The sequence below is a fragment of the Streptomyces sp. WP-1 genome (genome assembly GCF_030450125.1).
Classification (GTDB): domain Bacteria; phylum Actinomycetota; class Actinomycetes; order Streptomycetales; family Streptomycetaceae; genus Streptomyces; species Streptomyces incarnatus.
Genome location: NZ_CP123923.1, coordinates 2,902,403 through 2,918,200, shown reverse-complemented (window position 1 = coordinate 2,918,200; position 15,798 = coordinate 2,902,403). Strand labels below are relative to the sequence as shown.

At 70.5% G+C, this 15,798-nt stretch carries 16 protein-coding genes; 6 read left to right on the top strand and 10 right to left on the bottom strand.

The window, feature by feature from the left end; genetic code table 11:
• The first annotated feature begins 95 nt into the window (after positions 1-95).
• On the top strand, positions 96-1,232 hold the full coding sequence (locus QHG49_RS12370; protein ID WP_159704855.1) for a family 2 encapsulin nanocompartment cargo protein polyprenyl transferase: 1,137 nt from the start codon (positions 96-98) through the stop codon (positions 1,230-1,232).
• A 159-nt stretch (positions 1,233-1,391) separates the two neighbouring features.
• Positions 1,392-1,724, top strand: coding sequence for a DUF952 domain-containing protein (locus QHG49_RS12365; RefSeq protein WP_159704858.1), 333 nt, complete (start codon positions 1,392-1,394; stop codon positions 1,722-1,724).
• 42 nt (positions 1,725-1,766) lie between these two features.
• On the opposite strand, the gene QHG49_RS12360 is transcribed toward QHG49_RS12365, so the two are convergent.
• Both QHG49_RS12360 and QHG49_RS12355 read right to left on the bottom strand, forming a co-directional pair.
• A complete protein-coding gene (locus tag QHG49_RS12360) occupies positions 1,767-2,183 on the bottom strand; it encodes a VOC family protein (RefSeq protein ID WP_145487227.1) in 417 nt (138 codons plus the stop codon).
• A gap of 63 nt (positions 2,184-2,246) precedes the next feature.
• The gene (locus QHG49_RS12355; protein ID WP_159704861.1) at positions 2,247-2,645 is read right to left on the bottom strand and encodes a helix-turn-helix transcriptional regulator; all 399 of its coding nucleotides are present in this window, start codon (positions 2,643-2,645) and stop codon (positions 2,247-2,249) included.
• Between the two features lie 143 nt (positions 2,646-2,788).
• Between QHG49_RS12355 and QHG49_RS12350 the strand changes: the two genes are divergently transcribed.
• Both QHG49_RS12350 and QHG49_RS12345 read left to right on the top strand, forming a co-directional pair.
• Complete coding sequence (locus QHG49_RS12350) at positions 2,789-3,943, top strand: inorganic phosphate transporter (protein ID WP_301489482.1); 1,155 nt, start codon at positions 2,789-2,791, stop codon at positions 3,941-3,943.
• Positions 3,944-3,959: 16 nt separating this feature from the next.
• Complete coding sequence (locus QHG49_RS12345) at positions 3,960-4,187, top strand: hypothetical protein (protein ID WP_145487230.1); 228 nt, start codon at positions 3,960-3,962, stop codon at positions 4,185-4,187.
• Positions 4,188-4,323: 136 nt separating this feature from the next.
• Here the strand turns inward: QHG49_RS12345 and QHG49_RS12340 are convergent, their stop codons facing one another.
• The 3 genes from QHG49_RS12340 to QHG49_RS12330 form a co-directional block, all read right to left on the bottom strand.
• Complete coding sequence (locus QHG49_RS12340; protein ID WP_301489480.1) at positions 4,324-4,923, bottom strand: cysteine hydrolase family protein; 600 nt, start codon at positions 4,921-4,923, stop codon at positions 4,324-4,326.
• Positions 4,924-4,945: 22 nt separating this feature from the next.
• Positions 4,946-5,443, bottom strand: a complete 498-nt coding sequence (locus QHG49_RS12335) for a MarR family winged helix-turn-helix transcriptional regulator (protein WP_301489478.1) — start codon at positions 5,441-5,443, stop codon at positions 4,946-4,948.
• 102 nt (positions 5,444-5,545) lie between these two features.
• The gene (locus tag QHG49_RS12330; RefSeq protein ID WP_301489477.1) at positions 5,546-6,808 is read right to left on the bottom strand and encodes a cytochrome P450; all 1,263 of its coding nucleotides are present in this window, start codon (positions 6,806-6,808) and stop codon (positions 5,546-5,548) included.
• Between the two features lie 143 nt (positions 6,809-6,951).
• Between QHG49_RS12330 and QHG49_RS12325 the strand changes: the two genes are divergently transcribed.
• The gene (locus tag QHG49_RS12325) at positions 6,952-7,425 is read left to right on the top strand and encodes a MarR family winged helix-turn-helix transcriptional regulator (protein WP_301489476.1); all 474 of its coding nucleotides are present in this window, start codon (positions 6,952-6,954) and stop codon (positions 7,423-7,425) included.
• 56 nt (positions 7,426-7,481) lie between these two features.
• Here QHG49_RS12325 and QHG49_RS12320 read toward each other — a convergent pair whose 3' ends face one another.
• A complete protein-coding gene (locus QHG49_RS12320; protein WP_301489475.1) occupies positions 7,482-8,057 on the bottom strand; it encodes a MarR family winged helix-turn-helix transcriptional regulator in 576 nt (191 codons plus the stop codon).
• A 333-nt stretch (positions 8,058-8,390) separates the two neighbouring features.
• Here QHG49_RS12320 and QHG49_RS12315 point away from each other — a divergent pair, with 333 nt between their 5' ends.
• Positions 8,391-10,418, top strand: a complete 2,028-nt coding sequence (locus QHG49_RS12315) for an FUSC family protein (protein ID WP_301489472.1) — start codon at positions 8,391-8,393, stop codon at positions 10,416-10,418.
• A gap of 70 nt (positions 10,419-10,488) precedes the next feature.
• Here the strand turns inward: QHG49_RS12315 and QHG49_RS12310 are convergent, their stop codons facing one another.
• The 4 genes from QHG49_RS12310 to QHG49_RS12295 all read right to left on the bottom strand — a co-directional run bounded on the left by QHG49_RS12310 (position 10,489) and on the right by QHG49_RS12295 (position 15,763).
• Entirely contained in the window at positions 10,489-10,848 is a 360-nt protein-coding gene (locus QHG49_RS12310; protein WP_301489470.1) for an ASCH domain-containing protein, read from the bottom strand.
• A gap of 667 nt (positions 10,849-11,515) precedes the next feature.
• A complete protein-coding gene (locus QHG49_RS12305; RefSeq protein ID WP_301489469.1) occupies positions 11,516-12,166 on the bottom strand; it encodes a hypothetical protein in 651 nt (216 codons plus the stop codon).
• A gap of 206 nt (positions 12,167-12,372) precedes the next feature.
• Positions 12,373-14,523, bottom strand: coding sequence for a hypothetical protein (locus QHG49_RS12300; RefSeq protein ID WP_301489466.1), 2,151 nt, complete (start codon positions 14,521-14,523; stop codon positions 12,373-12,375).
• A gap of 718 nt (positions 14,524-15,241) precedes the next feature.
• Entirely contained in the window at positions 15,242-15,763 is a 522-nt protein-coding gene (locus QHG49_RS12295; protein ID WP_301489464.1) for a hypothetical protein, read from the bottom strand.
• Positions 15,764-15,798 lie beyond the last annotated feature (35 nt).

The window sequence follows — 15,798 nt, the reverse complement described above, 5'->3', positions numbered from 1 at the left end:
GCCGTGTCCCCGACCGCCCGGACGGGTACATCCTCGGGGTACGCGTCCGGCCGGGCAGGATCCGCCGAGGCCCGCGGACCTGGCGAGGGGGAGACATGGCCGAGTCCATGACGGAGACCGAACAACGTCCCTCCGGTGTGCCGTACCCCGGCACACCGGAGGGACGGCGGGGGACCGGTGACACCGGCCCCGCCCCGCACGACGGCCAGGAGGCGCCGGCGCTGCTGGAGCGGAGCCGGGCCCTGGTCGACCCGGCGATGCGTGCCGCCGTCGAGTCGCTGCCCGCTTCCATGCGCCGGATCGCGCGCTACCACTTCGGCTGGGAGCACGTGGACGGCAGCCCGGCCGCGGGCCACGCGGGCAAGGCGATCCGCCCGGCCCTGGTGCTCGCCGCGGCCACCGCGCTCGGCGGCCCGGCGGCCCGGGCGGCCGCCGTCCCGGCCGCGGCGGCGGTGGAGCTGGTCCACAACTTCACACTGCTGCACGACGATGTGATGGACCGGGACCCCACCCGCAGGCACCGGCCCACGGCCTGGACCGTGTTCGGGGACGCCGACGCCATCCTCGCCGGGGACGCGCTCCAGGCGCTCGCGCTGCGCCTGCTGGCCGAGGACCCGCACCCGGCCGCCGCTCTGGCCGCCGCCCGGCTCGCGGACTGCGTGATGGAGCTGTGCGCCGGCCAGCACACGGACACCGACCTGGAGCACCGCGCTCCGGGCGAGGTCACGCTGGACGAGGTGCTCGCCATGGCCGAGGCGAAGACGGGAGCCCTGCTGGGCTGCGCCTGCGCCCTCGGCGCGCTGTACGCGGGCGCGGGGCCCGAGGAGGTGGCCGCGCTGGACGGCTTCGGCCGGCAGGCGGGGCTCGCCTTCCAGCTGATCGACGATGTCATCGGGATATGGGGCGAGCCGCTGCGGACCGGCAAGCCGGCCGGCGCCGATCTCGCGGCGCGCAAGAAGTCCCTGCCGGTGGTGGCGGCGCTCGTCTCCGGCACCCCGGCGGCGGCCGAACTCGCCGCGCTGTACGGAAAGCCGTACATCTCCGGGGACAGCGAGGGCATAGCGCGCACCGCGCTGGCCGTGGAGCGGGCCGGCGGCCGGGACTGGGCGCAGGCGGAGGCGGCCGACCGGATGGCCCGCGCGATGCAGGAGCTGGCCCGGGCGATCCCGGACCCGGAGGCGGCGGGCGGCCTGCTCGCCCTCGCCGAGTTCGTGACCCGGCGCAGCAGCTGAGCGACGCGGTCCGTGCCGCCGGTCCGTCCGGCGGCCCCGAAGACCCGGAGTCCCCGGGCCCGTGCGGCTCCTGACCCCGCACGGTGCCCCCGGGGGCTCCGGTCGGCCGGGTCCCGTGAAACCCCACAGTTCACGGGGCCCGCCGTCTACCGTGGAGCCATGCCGAACCCGTCCCGCATCGTCCACATCACCGAGCGCTCCCTGTGGGAGGCGGCCCGCGAGCGCGGCACCTACGAGGTGTCGACCCGGGGCCGCACCCTCGACCAGGTGGGCTTCATCCACTTCTCCTCCCGCGCACAGCTCCCGACCGTCGCCGCGTTCCTGTACGGCGCGTACGACGGCCCGGACGAACTGGTGGTCCTGGTCGTGGACCCGGCGCTGCTGGACGCGCCGCTGAAGTACGAGCCGGTGGAGCCGGGCGGCGAGGAATTCCCGCACTTGTACGGCCCGTTGCCGGTGAGCGCCGTGGTGGATGTGGAGCCCTGGAGGTGAAGTGCCGGGTGCCGTAGGGGAGTTCACGTTCCGTAGGGGAGTTCAGGCCGCCGGGCGCTGGAAGCAGCGCAGCAGATTGCCCGCCGGATCGCGGAAGGCGCAGTCGCGGACGCCCCACGGCTGATCGGTCGGCTCCTGGAGGACGTCGGCGCCGGACTCGCGCAGCCGCTGCCACAGCGCGTCGCAGTCGTCGGTGGCCAGGATGACCCCGCGCAGCATGCCCTTGGCGAGCAGTTCGGCCATCGCCTGCCGGTCGGCGGGGGAGGCGTCCGGGTTGGCGCCCGGCGGCTCCAGCACGATCTCCACGTCCGGCTGGTGCGGCGAGCCGACGGTCACCCATCGCATCCCCTCGAAGCCCACGTCGTTGCGGACCTCCAGGCCGAGGATGTCGCGGTAGAAGGCGAGGGCCTTGTCGTGGTCGTCCACGGCGATGAAGCACTGCGCGAGTCGTACGTCCATGCGTTCACGCTAAGCCGGTCGGGACGCGGGCGCGCGCGGCCCCGGGGAAAGCGCCGGGGAAGATCAGCAGGGGTGGCGGCGGGGCCGGGTGAAGGTGCGGGCCACGCAGGAGGGGATCACCGCGGCCGGCTCGTGGGAGGCGGCGCGGTAGGCGCTCGGGGTCCGGCCGACCAGCTCGGTGAAACGGGAGCTGAAGGACCCCAGCGACGTGCACCCCACGGCCAGGCACACCTCGGTCACCGTGAGGTCGCCCCGGCGCAGCAGCGCCTTGGCCCGCTCGATGCGGCGGGTCATGAGATAGCTGTACGGCGTCTCCCCGAACGCCTTGCGGAAGCTGCGCTGGAAATGGCCCGGGGACATCAGGGCGCCGCGCGCCAGCTCGCTCATGTCGAGCGGCTCGGCGTACTCACGGTCCATCCGGTCCCGTACCCGCCGCAGCCGCCGCAGATCCTCCAGACTCACGCCCACCAGCTTGGCACAGCCCACCGGCACCGGGCCCGGACCACCGGCCCGCCGCGGCCTTTGCACCCCGTCTCCTCCTGAGCATTCCCGGGCCTTCGCTCCCAGTTCGCGCGGAATCGGCCGGGTCTTGGTTGGCTGGAGACATGGACCACATCACGTTGCTCGTGGCGGTCGTCATCGTGACGGCGCTGGCCTTCGACTTCACGAACGGGTTCCATGACACCGCGAACGCGATGGCCACCTCGATCGCCACCGGCGCGCTCCGGCCCAGAATCGCGGTCCTGATCAGCGGTGTCCTCAATATCGCGGGCGCGTTCCTGTCCACCGAGGTGGCCCGGACGATCTCCGGGGGCATCGTGGACGACGCCCTGGTCACCCCCGCGATGATCTTCGCCGGGCTGGTCGGGGCGATCCTGTGGAACCTGGCGACCTGGCTGGCCGGACTGCCCTCCAGTTCCTCGCACGCCCTGTTCGGGGGGCTGATCGGCGCGGTCTGGGTCGGCGCGGGGTCCAAGGGCGTGCACTTCGACCAGGTGCTCGACAAGGTGCTGCTGCCCGCCGTCGCCTCCCCGCTGGTGGCCGGCGCGGCCGCCTGCGCCGCCACCTACCTCGCCTATCTGCTCTCCGCCCGCGCCCGCCAGGACCGGGTGACCAAGGGTTTCCGGCTCGGCCAGATCGCCTCCGCCTCCCTGGTCTCCCTCGCGCACGGCACCAACGACGCGCAGAAGACCATGGGCGTGATCACGCTGACCCTGATCTCCGCGGGCGCGCTCGGCCATGACGCGGGGCCGCCGGTCTGGGTGATCGGCTCCGCGGGCCTCGCGATCGGCCTCGGCACCTATCTGGGCGGCTGGCGGATCATCCGCACCATGGGCAAGGGCCTGACGGAGATCCAGTCACCGCAGGGCTTCGCCGCCGAGACGGCCTCCACCGCGGTGATCCTCACCTCCGCCCACCTCGGCTTCGCCCTGTCCACCACCCAGGTCGCCTCCGGCAGCATCCTCGGCGCGGGCCTCGGCCGCCGGCTCGCGGAGGTCCGCTGGGGCGTGGCCGGGCGGATGGCGCTGGCCTGGCTGATCACCCTGCCGTTCGCCGCGCTGGTCGGCGGCCTCGCGGCGAGCGTGGTCAAGCACGGCGGCACCATCGGCACCGTCGTCGTCGCCCTGGTGGCGATGGCGCTCGCCCTCGGCGTCGTCGTCCTCTCCCGCCGCAACCCGGTGCACGCCGACAACGTCAACGACCACCACGAGGTCACCCTCCGCTCCCAGACCCCCACCGACATCGGCTCGGCCGTCTGAAACCCGGGAGTCCGCCATGCACATCGACTGGTCCGCCCTCGCCCGGGTCGCCGCGGTCAGCCTCGGCGCCACCGTCGCCGTGGTCGTCGTCTTCACCCTCGGCGTCCTCGGCCTCTCCCGCGCCGCCGACCGCCGCACCGGCCCCGCCACCGCCCTGGCCCGCGCCCAGGCGGGACTGTGCTTCCTGGCCTGCGCCGTGGTGGTGGGCTACGGCATCTACCTGCTCGTGCCCCGGCTGCACTGACCCCGCGCCGCTCCGCCGGTCCCGCACGAAGGGTCGTACGGCCTGGAGCAGATGCGGGACGTCGGTGCGGACTTCGTCATGAAGTGGGCCGCCTGAGCGCCCCCTTGAGCGCGGGCCGGGGCCGGGGTGTGAACGGTCAGGCGGCGCGCAGCAGTTCGCGCAGCCGCGCGATGTCGATGACGTACGACCGCATCGGGAACACCTTCTCCAGCAGCACCCGGTGGACCTCCTGGTCCCGGTCGGCGACACCGTCGGACAGCACGATGACCCGGTAGTCGCGGTCGGCGGCGTCGATCAGCGTGGACAGCACGACACCGCTGGTGCTGATGCCGGAGAGGACCAGCGTGTCGATGCCGCGCTCGCGCAGCCGCTCGTACAGGTCGGTCGTGGAGGCGGCGCCGATCCGGACCTTGCGTACGACGATGTCGCCGTCCTCGGGCGCGATCCGCGCGTCGACCTGGGTGTCCGGGTCCTCGTGGTGGTTGCGCTTGGCCGCGGCGAGCGGGCTGAAGGACTTGTTGGTCTCGGGGATCGCGGCCCAGTCGTCCTCGGTGAAGGCGACCCGGACGTAGCCGATGGTGCCACCGGCGGCGCGGACGTCGGCGATGGCGCCCTTGACCCGCTCGACCAGGGCGTCCGGCTCCGGGACGAGCGGCAGGATCCCGCCCTGGAGGTCCATCGCCAGCAGGGCGGTGCGCGCGGGGTCGAGGGCGGGCAGGGCGGCGGAGCTGGTCATTCGGTGGTTCTCCTCGCGGATCTCAGGGGATGTGCGGGTGGCTCCCGGCCCCGGCAAGACGCTCCAGCAACTCGACGGCCTTCTCCAGGGCGTCGCGCTCCTCCGGCTTCACGACCTGCGTGATCGCGCGGGCCAGGAACGAGGCGCGCCCCGCGAGCAGCCGCTCGATCAGCGCGCCGGCCGAGGGGTCGGCGCTGATCAGCTTGCGGCGGCCGTCCCGCGGGTCGGGCGCGCCGTGCACCAGCCCGGCGGCCTTCAGCACCGTGAGGCTCTGGGCGATGGCCTGGGGCGTGACGTGCTCCAGCGCGGCGAGCCGCGCCGCGGTGACCGGGCCCTCGCGCACCACCTCGGCCAGGACGGCGAGCTGGGTGGCGGTCAGCCCGGTCGCGTGCTGCCCCGACTCCGCGCGCAGCCGCGCCCGCAGGCGCTTCATCGCCTGGTTGAGGCGCTGCGCGGTGTCGGAGGGGGAGGGCGGGGGCGTGGAAGCGGGCGGGGGAGCGGGAGCGGAGCCGGGGGTCACGCCCTCACCGTAGAATTCATCAAGCAACTTTGCCAAGTTGCTTGATGAATTCTTGGTCCGGGGTCCGTCCGTCCCCGTCGGTCGTCGGGGTGCCCGGTCAGGTCACCAGGCCACGGGCAGCTCGTACACCCCGTAGACGGCCATGTCCTCCCGGAACGGGATCTGTGCCAGCGGTCGCTCCAGGCGCAGTCCGGGGAACCGGCGCAGCAGCGCGGGATAGGCGACCTGGAGTTCCATCCGGGCGAGGTTCTGGCCGAGGCACTGGTGGGGGCCGGTGCCGAAGGCGATGTGCCGGCGCGCGGCCCGGTCGATGTCCAGCCGGTCGGGGTCCTCGAAGACCTCGGGGTCGCGGTTGGCGAGATCGGTGGCGAAGACGACGCCCTCGCCCGCGCGGATCACCTGCCCGCCGACCTCCACGTCCGCGACCGCGACCCGGCGCCGCCCCAGATGCACGATGGTCAGGTACCGCAGCAGCTCCTCGACGGCGTTCACCACCCGGCGCGGCTCGCCGTCGCGCACGGCCGCGAGCTGCCCGGGGTGCTGGAGCAGCGCGCAGACGCCGAGCGCGATCATGTTGGCCGTCGTCTCGTGCCCGGCCACCAGCAGCAGCCGGGCCTGCTTGGCGCATTCGTCGCGGGTGCTGATCCCGGTGCGCAGGTACTCGACGGCCATCCGGCTGAGCAGATCGTCGCCCGGGTCCTTCTCCTTGGCGGCCACCAGATCGCCGAGGTAGTCCACCAGTTCCTGGGAGGCGGCGAGCGCGGCCTCGGGGGTGCTGCGGGTGTCGATCATCACCGCGCTGACCCGCTGGAAGAAGCCGTGGTCGGCGTAGGGGACACCGAGCAGTTCGCAGATCACCAGCGACGGCAGCGGCAGCGCGAACGCCCGCACCAGGTCGGCCGGGGGCCCGGCCTGCTCCATCGCGTCCAGCAGCTCGGTGACGATCGCCTCGATCCGGGGCCGCAGCTCGTTGATCCGCTTGACGGTGAAGTCGGCGGTGAAACGCCGCCGCTGCTCGTTGTACTCCGGCTCGTCCATGGAGATGAACGTGCGGTTGTGGGCACGGGTGGCCTGGCTCCCCGCGCTCACGCTCGGGAAGTTCGGCAGCCGGTTGTCGGCGCTGATCCGCTCGTCCCGCAGCAGCGCTACCTGGTCGGCGTGCCGGGTCACCAGCCAGGCGGTGTTGCCGTCCCACAGGGAGATACGGGCCAGCGGGCCCTCGGCGAGCAGCCGGTGGCGCTCGGGCGGGGGGTCGAAGGGGCAGCCGGGGGCGCGGTGGGTGGCGTAGGCGGGGGGTGCGGCCGGGGACGGGGTGGAGGCCGAGGCCGGGGTGGGGACCGGCGGCGCGGTGGGGGTCTCGGGCATCGTCGTGGACCTCCTCGGTTACTTAACAAAAGTAAGTAAGTTGCTTTCAGGTTACTCCCGTGGGTGGGGGAGGCGGAATAGGTGTAGGGGGCAAGTTTCGGCCAGAGGCGACGGGGGTGCGGGCCGTACGACATGATCGGTGGATGGACCGACGGGTGGACCCCATGGAGCCCGAGGGGCGGGCGGCCCTGGACGGCCTCTACACCGCGCTCTCGGCACTCGCGTACACCATGACCGGCAACCGCGCGCACAGCAGGCTGCGCCGGGAGGCCGGGGTCTCGGTGGACCGGGCGTCCCTCGCGGTGCTGCGGGTGCTGGCGGCCTCGCCGGAACCCCTGCGGATGGGGGAGCTCGCCGAGGCCCTGATGGTGAACGCCCCGCATGTCACCCGTGAGGTGCGCCGACTGGAGGACGGCGGCCTGGTCGCCACCACCCGGGAGCCCGGGGACCAGCGGGCGCGCCGGGCGCGGGCCACCGGGGAGGGGCGGGAGGCGGTCGCGCGCGCCGAGGCCACGGGGAAGCGGTGGCTCGGTGAGGCGCTGGGGGAGTTCTCGCCGGAGGACTTGGACACGGCGGCGGCGGTGATCAACCGGATCGTGGCGGTGCTGCGGCCGTGATGGTGGCGGTCCCGTGACCGTGATCGTGGCGGTGCTGCGGCCCTGAGGGGTTCGGGTCAGCGGGAGGGGGCGGCGGCGGTGGCCGGGGTCTCGGCGGGAGCCGTCGTCTCCGTGCGGGCCGCCGTCCCTGTGGGTGCCCCCGCAGGTGCTTCCGTGGGCGTCTCGGCGGGCGTATCGGTGGGCGGCGTGAGGAGGTAGCGCGCGGCGACCGCCCGGTTGTACCGGTCCAGCATCGTGCCCAGCGTGCGCAGGTCCTCCGGGTCCCAGTCGCCCAGCAGGTCGGCGTGGCTCTCGGTGCGCCGGTCCCGTACGACGCGCATCTCGCGCAGCCCCTCCGCGGTGGGCGTGATCACCCAGCGGCGCCGGTCGGCGGGGTCGGCGGCGCGTTCCACCAGGCCGGCGCCGGTGAGCGCGGCGACCTGCCGGCCCGCGGTGGAGGGGTCGAGGCCGAGGGTGCAGGCGAGGGTGGTGATGGTCATCGGGCCGCCGTCGCTGAGGGTGCGCAGCAGCAGATACTGCGCCCGGTCGAGGCGGTCGTGGACATCGGTACGCCGGTGCAGCAGCTCGAAGTTGCGCATCAGCACGGCCGTCTGGCGCTCGATCACATCGAGCGCCGGGTCCGCTCCACTCATCCCGTACCGCCGTCTCACCGTCGACTGATACCAGTATCGCATCAGCGGTTATCGGTATGATACCGATAGTTACCGGTATCGTACCGGGATTGCATGGATCCGGACCTGACGGTTCCGGATCGCTGGGGGGAGTGGACACGGGTGGACCGAGGAGTGGCCGCGCCGCGCGGGACACGGGGCCCGCGCGGGATGCCGGACCCGCGCGGATCGGGGGGCCCGCGCCGAATATGGGACCCGCGCGGTAGGGGGGACCTGCGCGGGATACGGGACAGGGTCGTCGGCTCCGACCCGGGTCTCAACCGGCTGCGGACGGCCCTGTCGGCGGCGCTGGCGATGGCCAGCACCCTGGGCATCGAGTACCTGTACGCCACCGCGACCCACGCGGGCCCCCAGGGCACCCTGATCGCGATGCTGCTCGGCACCGTCATGGCGATGATGGGCTCGATGGCCCTGTCCGGCACCGGCGTCCGGCCGAAGGTGCGCACCGCCGTCTTCTTCCCGCCGGCCATCGGCGTCGGGATGCTCGCGGGCGTCGCGGTGGCCGGCCGTACGGATCTGATGCTGTGCGTCTTCGTCGCCGTGATGTTCGTGGCGGTCTTCGTGCGCCGCTTCGGCATGGCGTTCTTCTTCTACGGCTTCATGATCTGGATGGGCTACTTCTTCGCCGCGTTCCTCGGCGCGAAGCTGTCCATGCTGCCCGCCCTGCTGTCGGCGGTCGGGGTCGCGACGGGCTGGGTGCTGCTGCTGTCGCTGACCGTGCTGCGCACCAACCCGCGCCGCACCCTGCGCCGGGTGCGCGAGGCGTTCGGCGCGCGGGCCCGTGCGGTGGCCCGCGCCAGTGCCGATCTGCTGACGGCCGATCCGCGCCGCCGCGCCCGGCTGCGGCGTCGGCTGCACGCCCGTCAACTGAGCCTGTCCGAAGCCGCGTTGATGATCGAGGGCTGGTCGGCGGAGCCCGGTGCGCTGCCCGCGGGCTGGTCCGGCCCCGCGCTGCGGCGCCGGCTGCTGGACGCGCATCTGGCGATCGACGCGCTGGCCGCCGCGGCCGAGACGCTGGCCGAGGACGGCGGCGACCTGGTCCCCGCGGCCGCCCGCATCGCCGGCCACCTGGGCCGCCGGGAGTACGGCGCGGTGGAGTACGCGGCCCGCCCCCTGCTGGAAGCCCGTACGGATACGGCGGCACCGGACACCGGCCGCTGGCCCGCGCACCATCTGGCCGCCGCGGCCGTCGAGTACGTCACCCTGGCGCGCACCACCACCGCCCCGCCGCCGTACGAGGACATCACCGACGAGGCGTACGACCCCGTCGTCACCCTGGCCCAGGGCAATCTGCCCGGTTCCGCGGCCGTGGCCTCGGACGTCGCGGCGCGCGGCAGCCACTGGAACCCGCTGAGCCGGCTGACGCTGACCACCCGGCAGGCGATCCAGGTCGCGGTCGCCGGCACCCTCGCGATCCTGGCGGGCCGTGAGCTGTCGCAGGCCCGCTACTACTGGGCGGTGCTGGCCGCGTTCATCGCCTTCGCCGGCACCGCGACCCGCTCCGAGACCTCCATCAAGGCGGTCAACCGGGTGGTCGGCACCCTCGTCGGACTCGGCGCGGGCGTCGGCCTCGCGCATCTGACCGCCGGGCACACCGGGTGGGTGCTGGTGGTGATCGTGACCAGCATGTCCCTGGGCTTCTACCTGGTGAACGTCAGCTACGCCTGCATGATCTTCTTCGTCACCATCATGGTGTCACAGCTCTACAGCGTCCTGCACGAGTTCTCCGCCGGGCTGCTGCTGCTCCGCCTGGAGGAAACGGCCCTCGGTGCGGCGATCGGTATCGCGGTGGCCTACTTCGTGCTTCCCACCAGCACCCGCGACACGGTGGAGTCGGCCCGCCGGGCCTACTTCAGGGCGCTGTCGGACCTGCTGGACCGCGCGGCGTCAACCCGTCCGGACGGCGCCGAACTCGACGCGCTGGCCCGCTCGCTGGACCACCGCCTCCAGCAACTGACGCTGGTCGCCCGTCCCTTGACCTGGGGCGTCGACTCCCGCCTGGTCCGCCACCGCCTGACCCTCTACGCCGCCACCACCCGCCAGGCCCGCGCCCTGCTCCGCAGCGGCTCCCCGGTCCCACCCGAACTGGGCTCCGCCTGCGCCGCGTTGTCGCGTGCCGCCACCGCCCTCGCCGACACCGCCCCCCGCCCAGACCACCCCGCCCCCGAGGTCACCCAGGCCCTGACCACGGCGGCCACCACCCTCCTGACCCACCGCCCCCCGCTCACACAACCCCTGGTCCACCTCCGCCAGTTGCTGACCGAACTGGCCATGCTCCCGGCACCCCCACCGCTCCCGCTCCCCGCCAACCAACCGTCGTAGGCTCCACGTTGGCCCCGGCCTTCCGCCGTGGCCGAGTCGCGGCGGACTCACCTCGTCGAGCAGTCCCGCCCTACTGATCAGCGACCCGCTCGATCCCGATGGCGAGTGCGCCGAGCGCTTCCTTCTCGGGTGGGTAGATGGCCCGGATGTCGGCGAGCTGCTGGGAGCGGGTGGCGGTGGGGTTGACGTGCGCTGAGCCCTCGCCGTCGAGAAGGGACTCGAAGTCCGGGTACGCGGTGACCCGATCGACCCGCACGTCGCAGGTCTCGTCGGTGCCCTTGACGCGGAAGCGGATGGTGTCGCCCGGCGCGAGGTCGGCGAGGTGCGGATACTTCACCCGCACCTCGACGGCCTTGGCGCCCGCCGCGACGAGATCGAAGTACCGGCGGTAGAGACTGAGCTCGCGGACGCGGGCGGGGGCGTCGGTCATGGGGCGGGCACGCTCCTGGCGGCTGGTGCGTCGATCCGGGGCGGAACAGGATGCCGGGCGGCCCACGCACACACAAGGGGACCCCGCCGGACACGCCGACGGGGCCCCCTTGCCGCGGGAGAGGAAGGGTCAGGCCTTCTTGGTCTCCTAGTAATCGGCCAGGTCGGTGACCTGCAGCGATGCTCGCTGCACGTCGCTGACCTGGCCTTTTGGTGATTGGTGGCGATGGGGTGCGACGGTCGCGATCGGGTGTTCTGCGGACTGTGTGCGGACTGCCCTGCTGCAACCTGGGAGGGACCCTCGGTGTGATGGTGTAGCCGATCAGGTTGAAGGAAGGCGAGCGACGCTGCCGCACCGCCGTGGCGTCCTGGTTGTCACGGCCTGAGGAGTTGGCCGGCCTGCAGCAAGGGGGTGCCATGCGCCGAGCCGGATGGCGCATGGCATCGAAGCTGTTAGGGTCCATCGGCTGGTAACCCGTCCGGGCTCGCCCACGGCTCTGCTTCAAGTCTGTGGCCGTGGAGTCGGTAGACCATCTCGTCGGGGGAACGGATAACACGGGCGAGCCGCCAGGCAGCGTCGTACGACAAACGGCCGTGGGACTGGGCGCGGATGCGGCGGGCCAGAAGACTTGTGGCCGGGTCCAGGACGCATCGCCACAGGATTAATCTCATTCCTGCTCCCCTGCGGCGTTTATCAGGGCTTGGGCTGTTTTTTCGTCGCCGTGCACTTTGACGGCCTTTGCCAGGATGGTCAGCAACTCCTTGCGACCTTCCTCCGTGAGCCCAGCCACGAAGCCATGGAGCAGTTGGGCTACCACCACCCACCGTGCCTGCGGTTGCCACTGCTGAACTTCGCGCACCAAGTCCGGAAGACTCGTCCCGGCAGGAGGCGCACCCAGCCGCGGCCAGTGCTCCGTGTAGCATTCCAGCAGCGTGTAAAGACGAGCTGAAGCAGGGTCGGTGAGGATCTCCGTGCGGAGGAATTCCGCACGTGCTCGCGCTTGCCTGCGGGCTAACGCGTCCAGCTCGTACTCGCGGCGGAGCTGGTCCTCCTCATGAGAGTGCTCGACGCGTCGTTGGGTATCTTCTCGCTCCTGCTCTCGTCGCCGACGAGCCTCTTCGAGGGCGTAGCCCTGGCGCATTCGCTCCGCCAGGAGGGCTGCCTTCTGAGTAGAGTCATCGATCGTGAGGCGGACATAACTATGAAGAACTTCAACCCCGAATCCACTCAGCGGCAGTTGCGCCCGCAAGGCAGCGTTGATGTCGTACTCCGCAACGTCGCGCCGCAGGACATCGCATGACGCTGCGGCGTCGTCCACAATCTCCCGGACGAGACGGGCTGCGTCATCTGGGCTACTGGTGCCACCGCCTTGTCCCGCCCTCCATGTCACATGAACTTGCGCGGTGAACCGCAGCGTCGGCTCACTGCTGGCGAGCCGGTCGACGAACGTATAAGTCCAAGTGGGAGGTGGGGCCGGCGGTTCTTCTGCGGGCGTGCTTCGTCGTGGCCAGGGAATGAAGCGCCTCACGCGGTGTCGGTCCCCCTGGTGCTGGCCCCGGTGGCCTCCTCCTGCTCTTGCTCCTGCACCGCGGCGTGCAGGTCTTCGTCGAGGAGAGCGCTCAGCTCCTGCCGGACTGCCTCCCTTTCCTTGGAGAAGGGGCGGTCCTTGCCTTGCACCCAGCCGTGTGCGCAGGCGCGGAGCGTCTCTCGCAGGACTCGCCCTTCCTCTGTGCCTCGTATGTCAACGGCCTTCCGCAGGGAATGCAGGATGAGGTCTTTCAAAGGGCGGTGCCGCAAGGCGGCGTCCAGCCAAAGGAATACCGCCTTGTCTACCTGCCTAGTCCCGGTCGGCCCAGGGCCTTCCCTCAACAGGGTTCGCCAGCCTTTAACTAGGTCCTCTGGCGATGGGTGGAATTCCTCGTCGTCTCCGTGGCTAGCATTGTCGAGGATGAGTGGAATGTCGAGGTTGCTTGGTCCTGCGACTGTCGCTAATGCGGCGAATGTCTGGCGGCCGACGGTGTCCTTGATCTTGTCGTTTCCACACCAGTCGACGATGTCCTTGAACAGCAATGGCCGCACGGAAGCATCTGCCCAGAGGGTACGCACGGCGTCTTGCAACGCCTCGGCCACTTCGGCATGCTCTGACTCGGCGGCATGCCGAAGGCGCCGCAGCGCCTTCCCGGTGTGGGCCCGGCCGAACTTTCCAGCGCAGACAGATACGACTGCCAAGGGTAGAGCGGCGTCTGTCTTGCGGCTTGCCCAGGCCAGCAACATCGTGTGGATGTACGGCGCGCTGGCTGGGTGAACGGCCGCGTCATCTAAGAGGGTTGTGGCCAGAGGCCACAGTCCCTTTTTGGGATTCTTGTGCCATGTTGTGACAATCTCCTCCAGCGGTTCCTGTCGGCGGTGGCGAACTGCCCAGCGGACGGCGAAATCTCCAATTCTCTCGGCTAGGGCCCGCCTATAATCTAGGTCGACGCTTTCCATGGCCAGCTTCGGTTCATCCAGGGGGGCATGCGCCAGCCACTGCAGGAACGGTACGCGCGCGAGCGGGCGGTCAGCCCAGAAGTATTCCAGAGCGGCGTCGTCCCAGTGCGGGCGCCGGAAGCTGAGCACGCCTTCCTTTGTGCGCTCCGCATGGATAGCCCGGGTCATGGCGATTACGCCTGGTGCTTTCTGTCCTGTGACCTCGATGTTGTCCCCTTCAAGGGATTTAGTGAGATCGGCAGCCTTGGCGTAAATGTGACCGACAGGCGCCCCGCGTAATACGGCTGCGGTTACCAGAAAGTTGCGCTGGAAACTGGTTCTTTCCGACTTCTCATGCCAGTCATGGAGGTCGTCCTCCCAGTTGTCGCGGGCGGCCGCCACCTCGTTGACTTGCTCGTCAATGGCCTCATCGGTATCCGCCACCGCTTCGGCGCGACGAAGCTGCAATGCATCCAGGCCAACGGAGGCTTCAGCGATGGCACGCAAGGCGGTCCGTCGAGCCTCCCGCATGAGTTCCACAATGCGCAGAACCTCGGTCGGACTCTGCCCCTCCAGGAGGGCTTTCATCTTCCGATGCCTGAGCCAGGAGGTCACTGGAAAATCTGGCTCTTCAGCCCGCAGCCATCGCTCCGCGACATCGGTCGGCCGCGCCGTACCGAGGTCAGGGGCTACACCCTCCGGAGCGCCGCGACCGATGCGTCGCCACTGCTCGGGAGTAGTGATCACGATGAGACGACTATGGCGCGGACCGAGGTACTCCCGCACCTTTTCCAGATTCGCGCCGAAAGAGTCGTGGACCTCGAAACCATCCTCATCGGGGGGGAGTTCGAGTACGTAGCCACGGTGGTGCTCGCGTGGGAGACGCTTGACTGGAAAGACCGAAGCGCTTCCGAACGAGAGCGGCCAGACCTCCTTGATGAGGCCGCTCTCCATGAGGCGGGCCATGAGGGCGTATGCAGTGATGTTACGACTCGTTCCGGGGAGCCGACTGATGACCAGAACGGACCCATCCGGTCCGAGCAGCGAGTAGGCATCGGTGAAGGTGCTGCGCTCGGTCTTTGCGAAGTAGTCGCCGTCCTGCTTCACATACAGTTCGGCGTACACTTCGCTGACGACGTTGAGGTACCCAGCAGAAATCGGTGCGTGAGTGTCGAGTGTCTGCTCGAATACGTTTTTCACGGCGATCATCTCGCCGTTGTTGACCACAGTGCGCTGAAGGAGTGCCGCCTGGTGGAAGGCTTCTACCGTGGCTGGATCCGGCGTATGTCGCTGGGACGCGGAGCCCGGGGGGTCCTGCGGCGGCGTGCTCGTGGCAGAGGGCGTGTCACGAGGAGCGGCACCGTCGACAACGGCCGACTTGCCTTGTGATTGGGCGTCGTCTGCCGAAGGCGTGTAGCCCGATCCCCCGCCCACCGCTGCTCCATCACGCCCTTCGTCGTGGTTGGCGCGGTGCCCTTCGTGTAAGACTCGGTGCTGTAACTCCGAGCCCTCGGTTGTCTCTGTCTCACCGCTCGGAGAGGGCGTGTCTGGTGGTGCCTCCGCCTCCTTCGCTGGGCCCTCATACGGCGCGAAGCCATCCGTACGCGAGACCTCGTGCGTTCCCTCAGACGCGAGGGCTGCCCCGTCCTGGACTGACGGAATAGCGTCATCGGAGGGAGGCTGGGGCTTTTCAAGGGTCGGGGCACCGTCACCGGAGGCTACGAGTTGCTCTGCGCTGGTGGGCGGGTTCGTCGCTGGACGCCAGTGATGATCCGCAGCATCTGCTGTCGGATCGCTTGGTGACGGAGGGAGCGAATCTCCGGCTTCAGATGGCGATGACGGTTGCCCATCGAATCGCCCATACGGATCGGGCTCTTGTGTGCCTTGCCGGGCGTCGTCGTTCTCGAAGCTCATGGATGCGTCAGCCTCAGCCGATTGGTCCGTCGAAGTGCATGCCGACCTGCTCGCCAGTCTCAGTGATGGTCCTGCTGGTCTGTACAACCCGGGCCCGGCCCTTGGCGGTCATTCCCTGCGCACGGATGCCGACCTGCTGACCCGAGATCTCGTCTGCGTGCTGAGACACTTCCGCACTGGGCTGAGGGCGCTGCTCGTCCCCGAACGGGAGGCTGCATCCGTAGACCTCTTCGAGGTCTCGACGCAACTGGCCGAGGAGGTCACGAAGCCCCTCGTCCTCCCCCTGCAATAGGTCTGGGCGGGACAGATAGACCCGAAGGGCGCCTTGGGCCTGGCTGATGCGCTCGACACGCGCGTCTGTAAGTTCTCCGGCTCGCACCTGCAGGGCGCTCGGCCGTCCTGCCACGCTTTCCGGCTCTTCGGCCGGGACACGCCCGGCCCGCCTGTCGAGCACGGCACTCGCGCGATCAAACAGGAACCTGACAGCTTCGGTCAGCACCGTTCCGGCAAGCACCGGAAACGCCAGCGGATCCACGTTGTATCCCTCCCCGTTCCCCCACCGCACCTTGG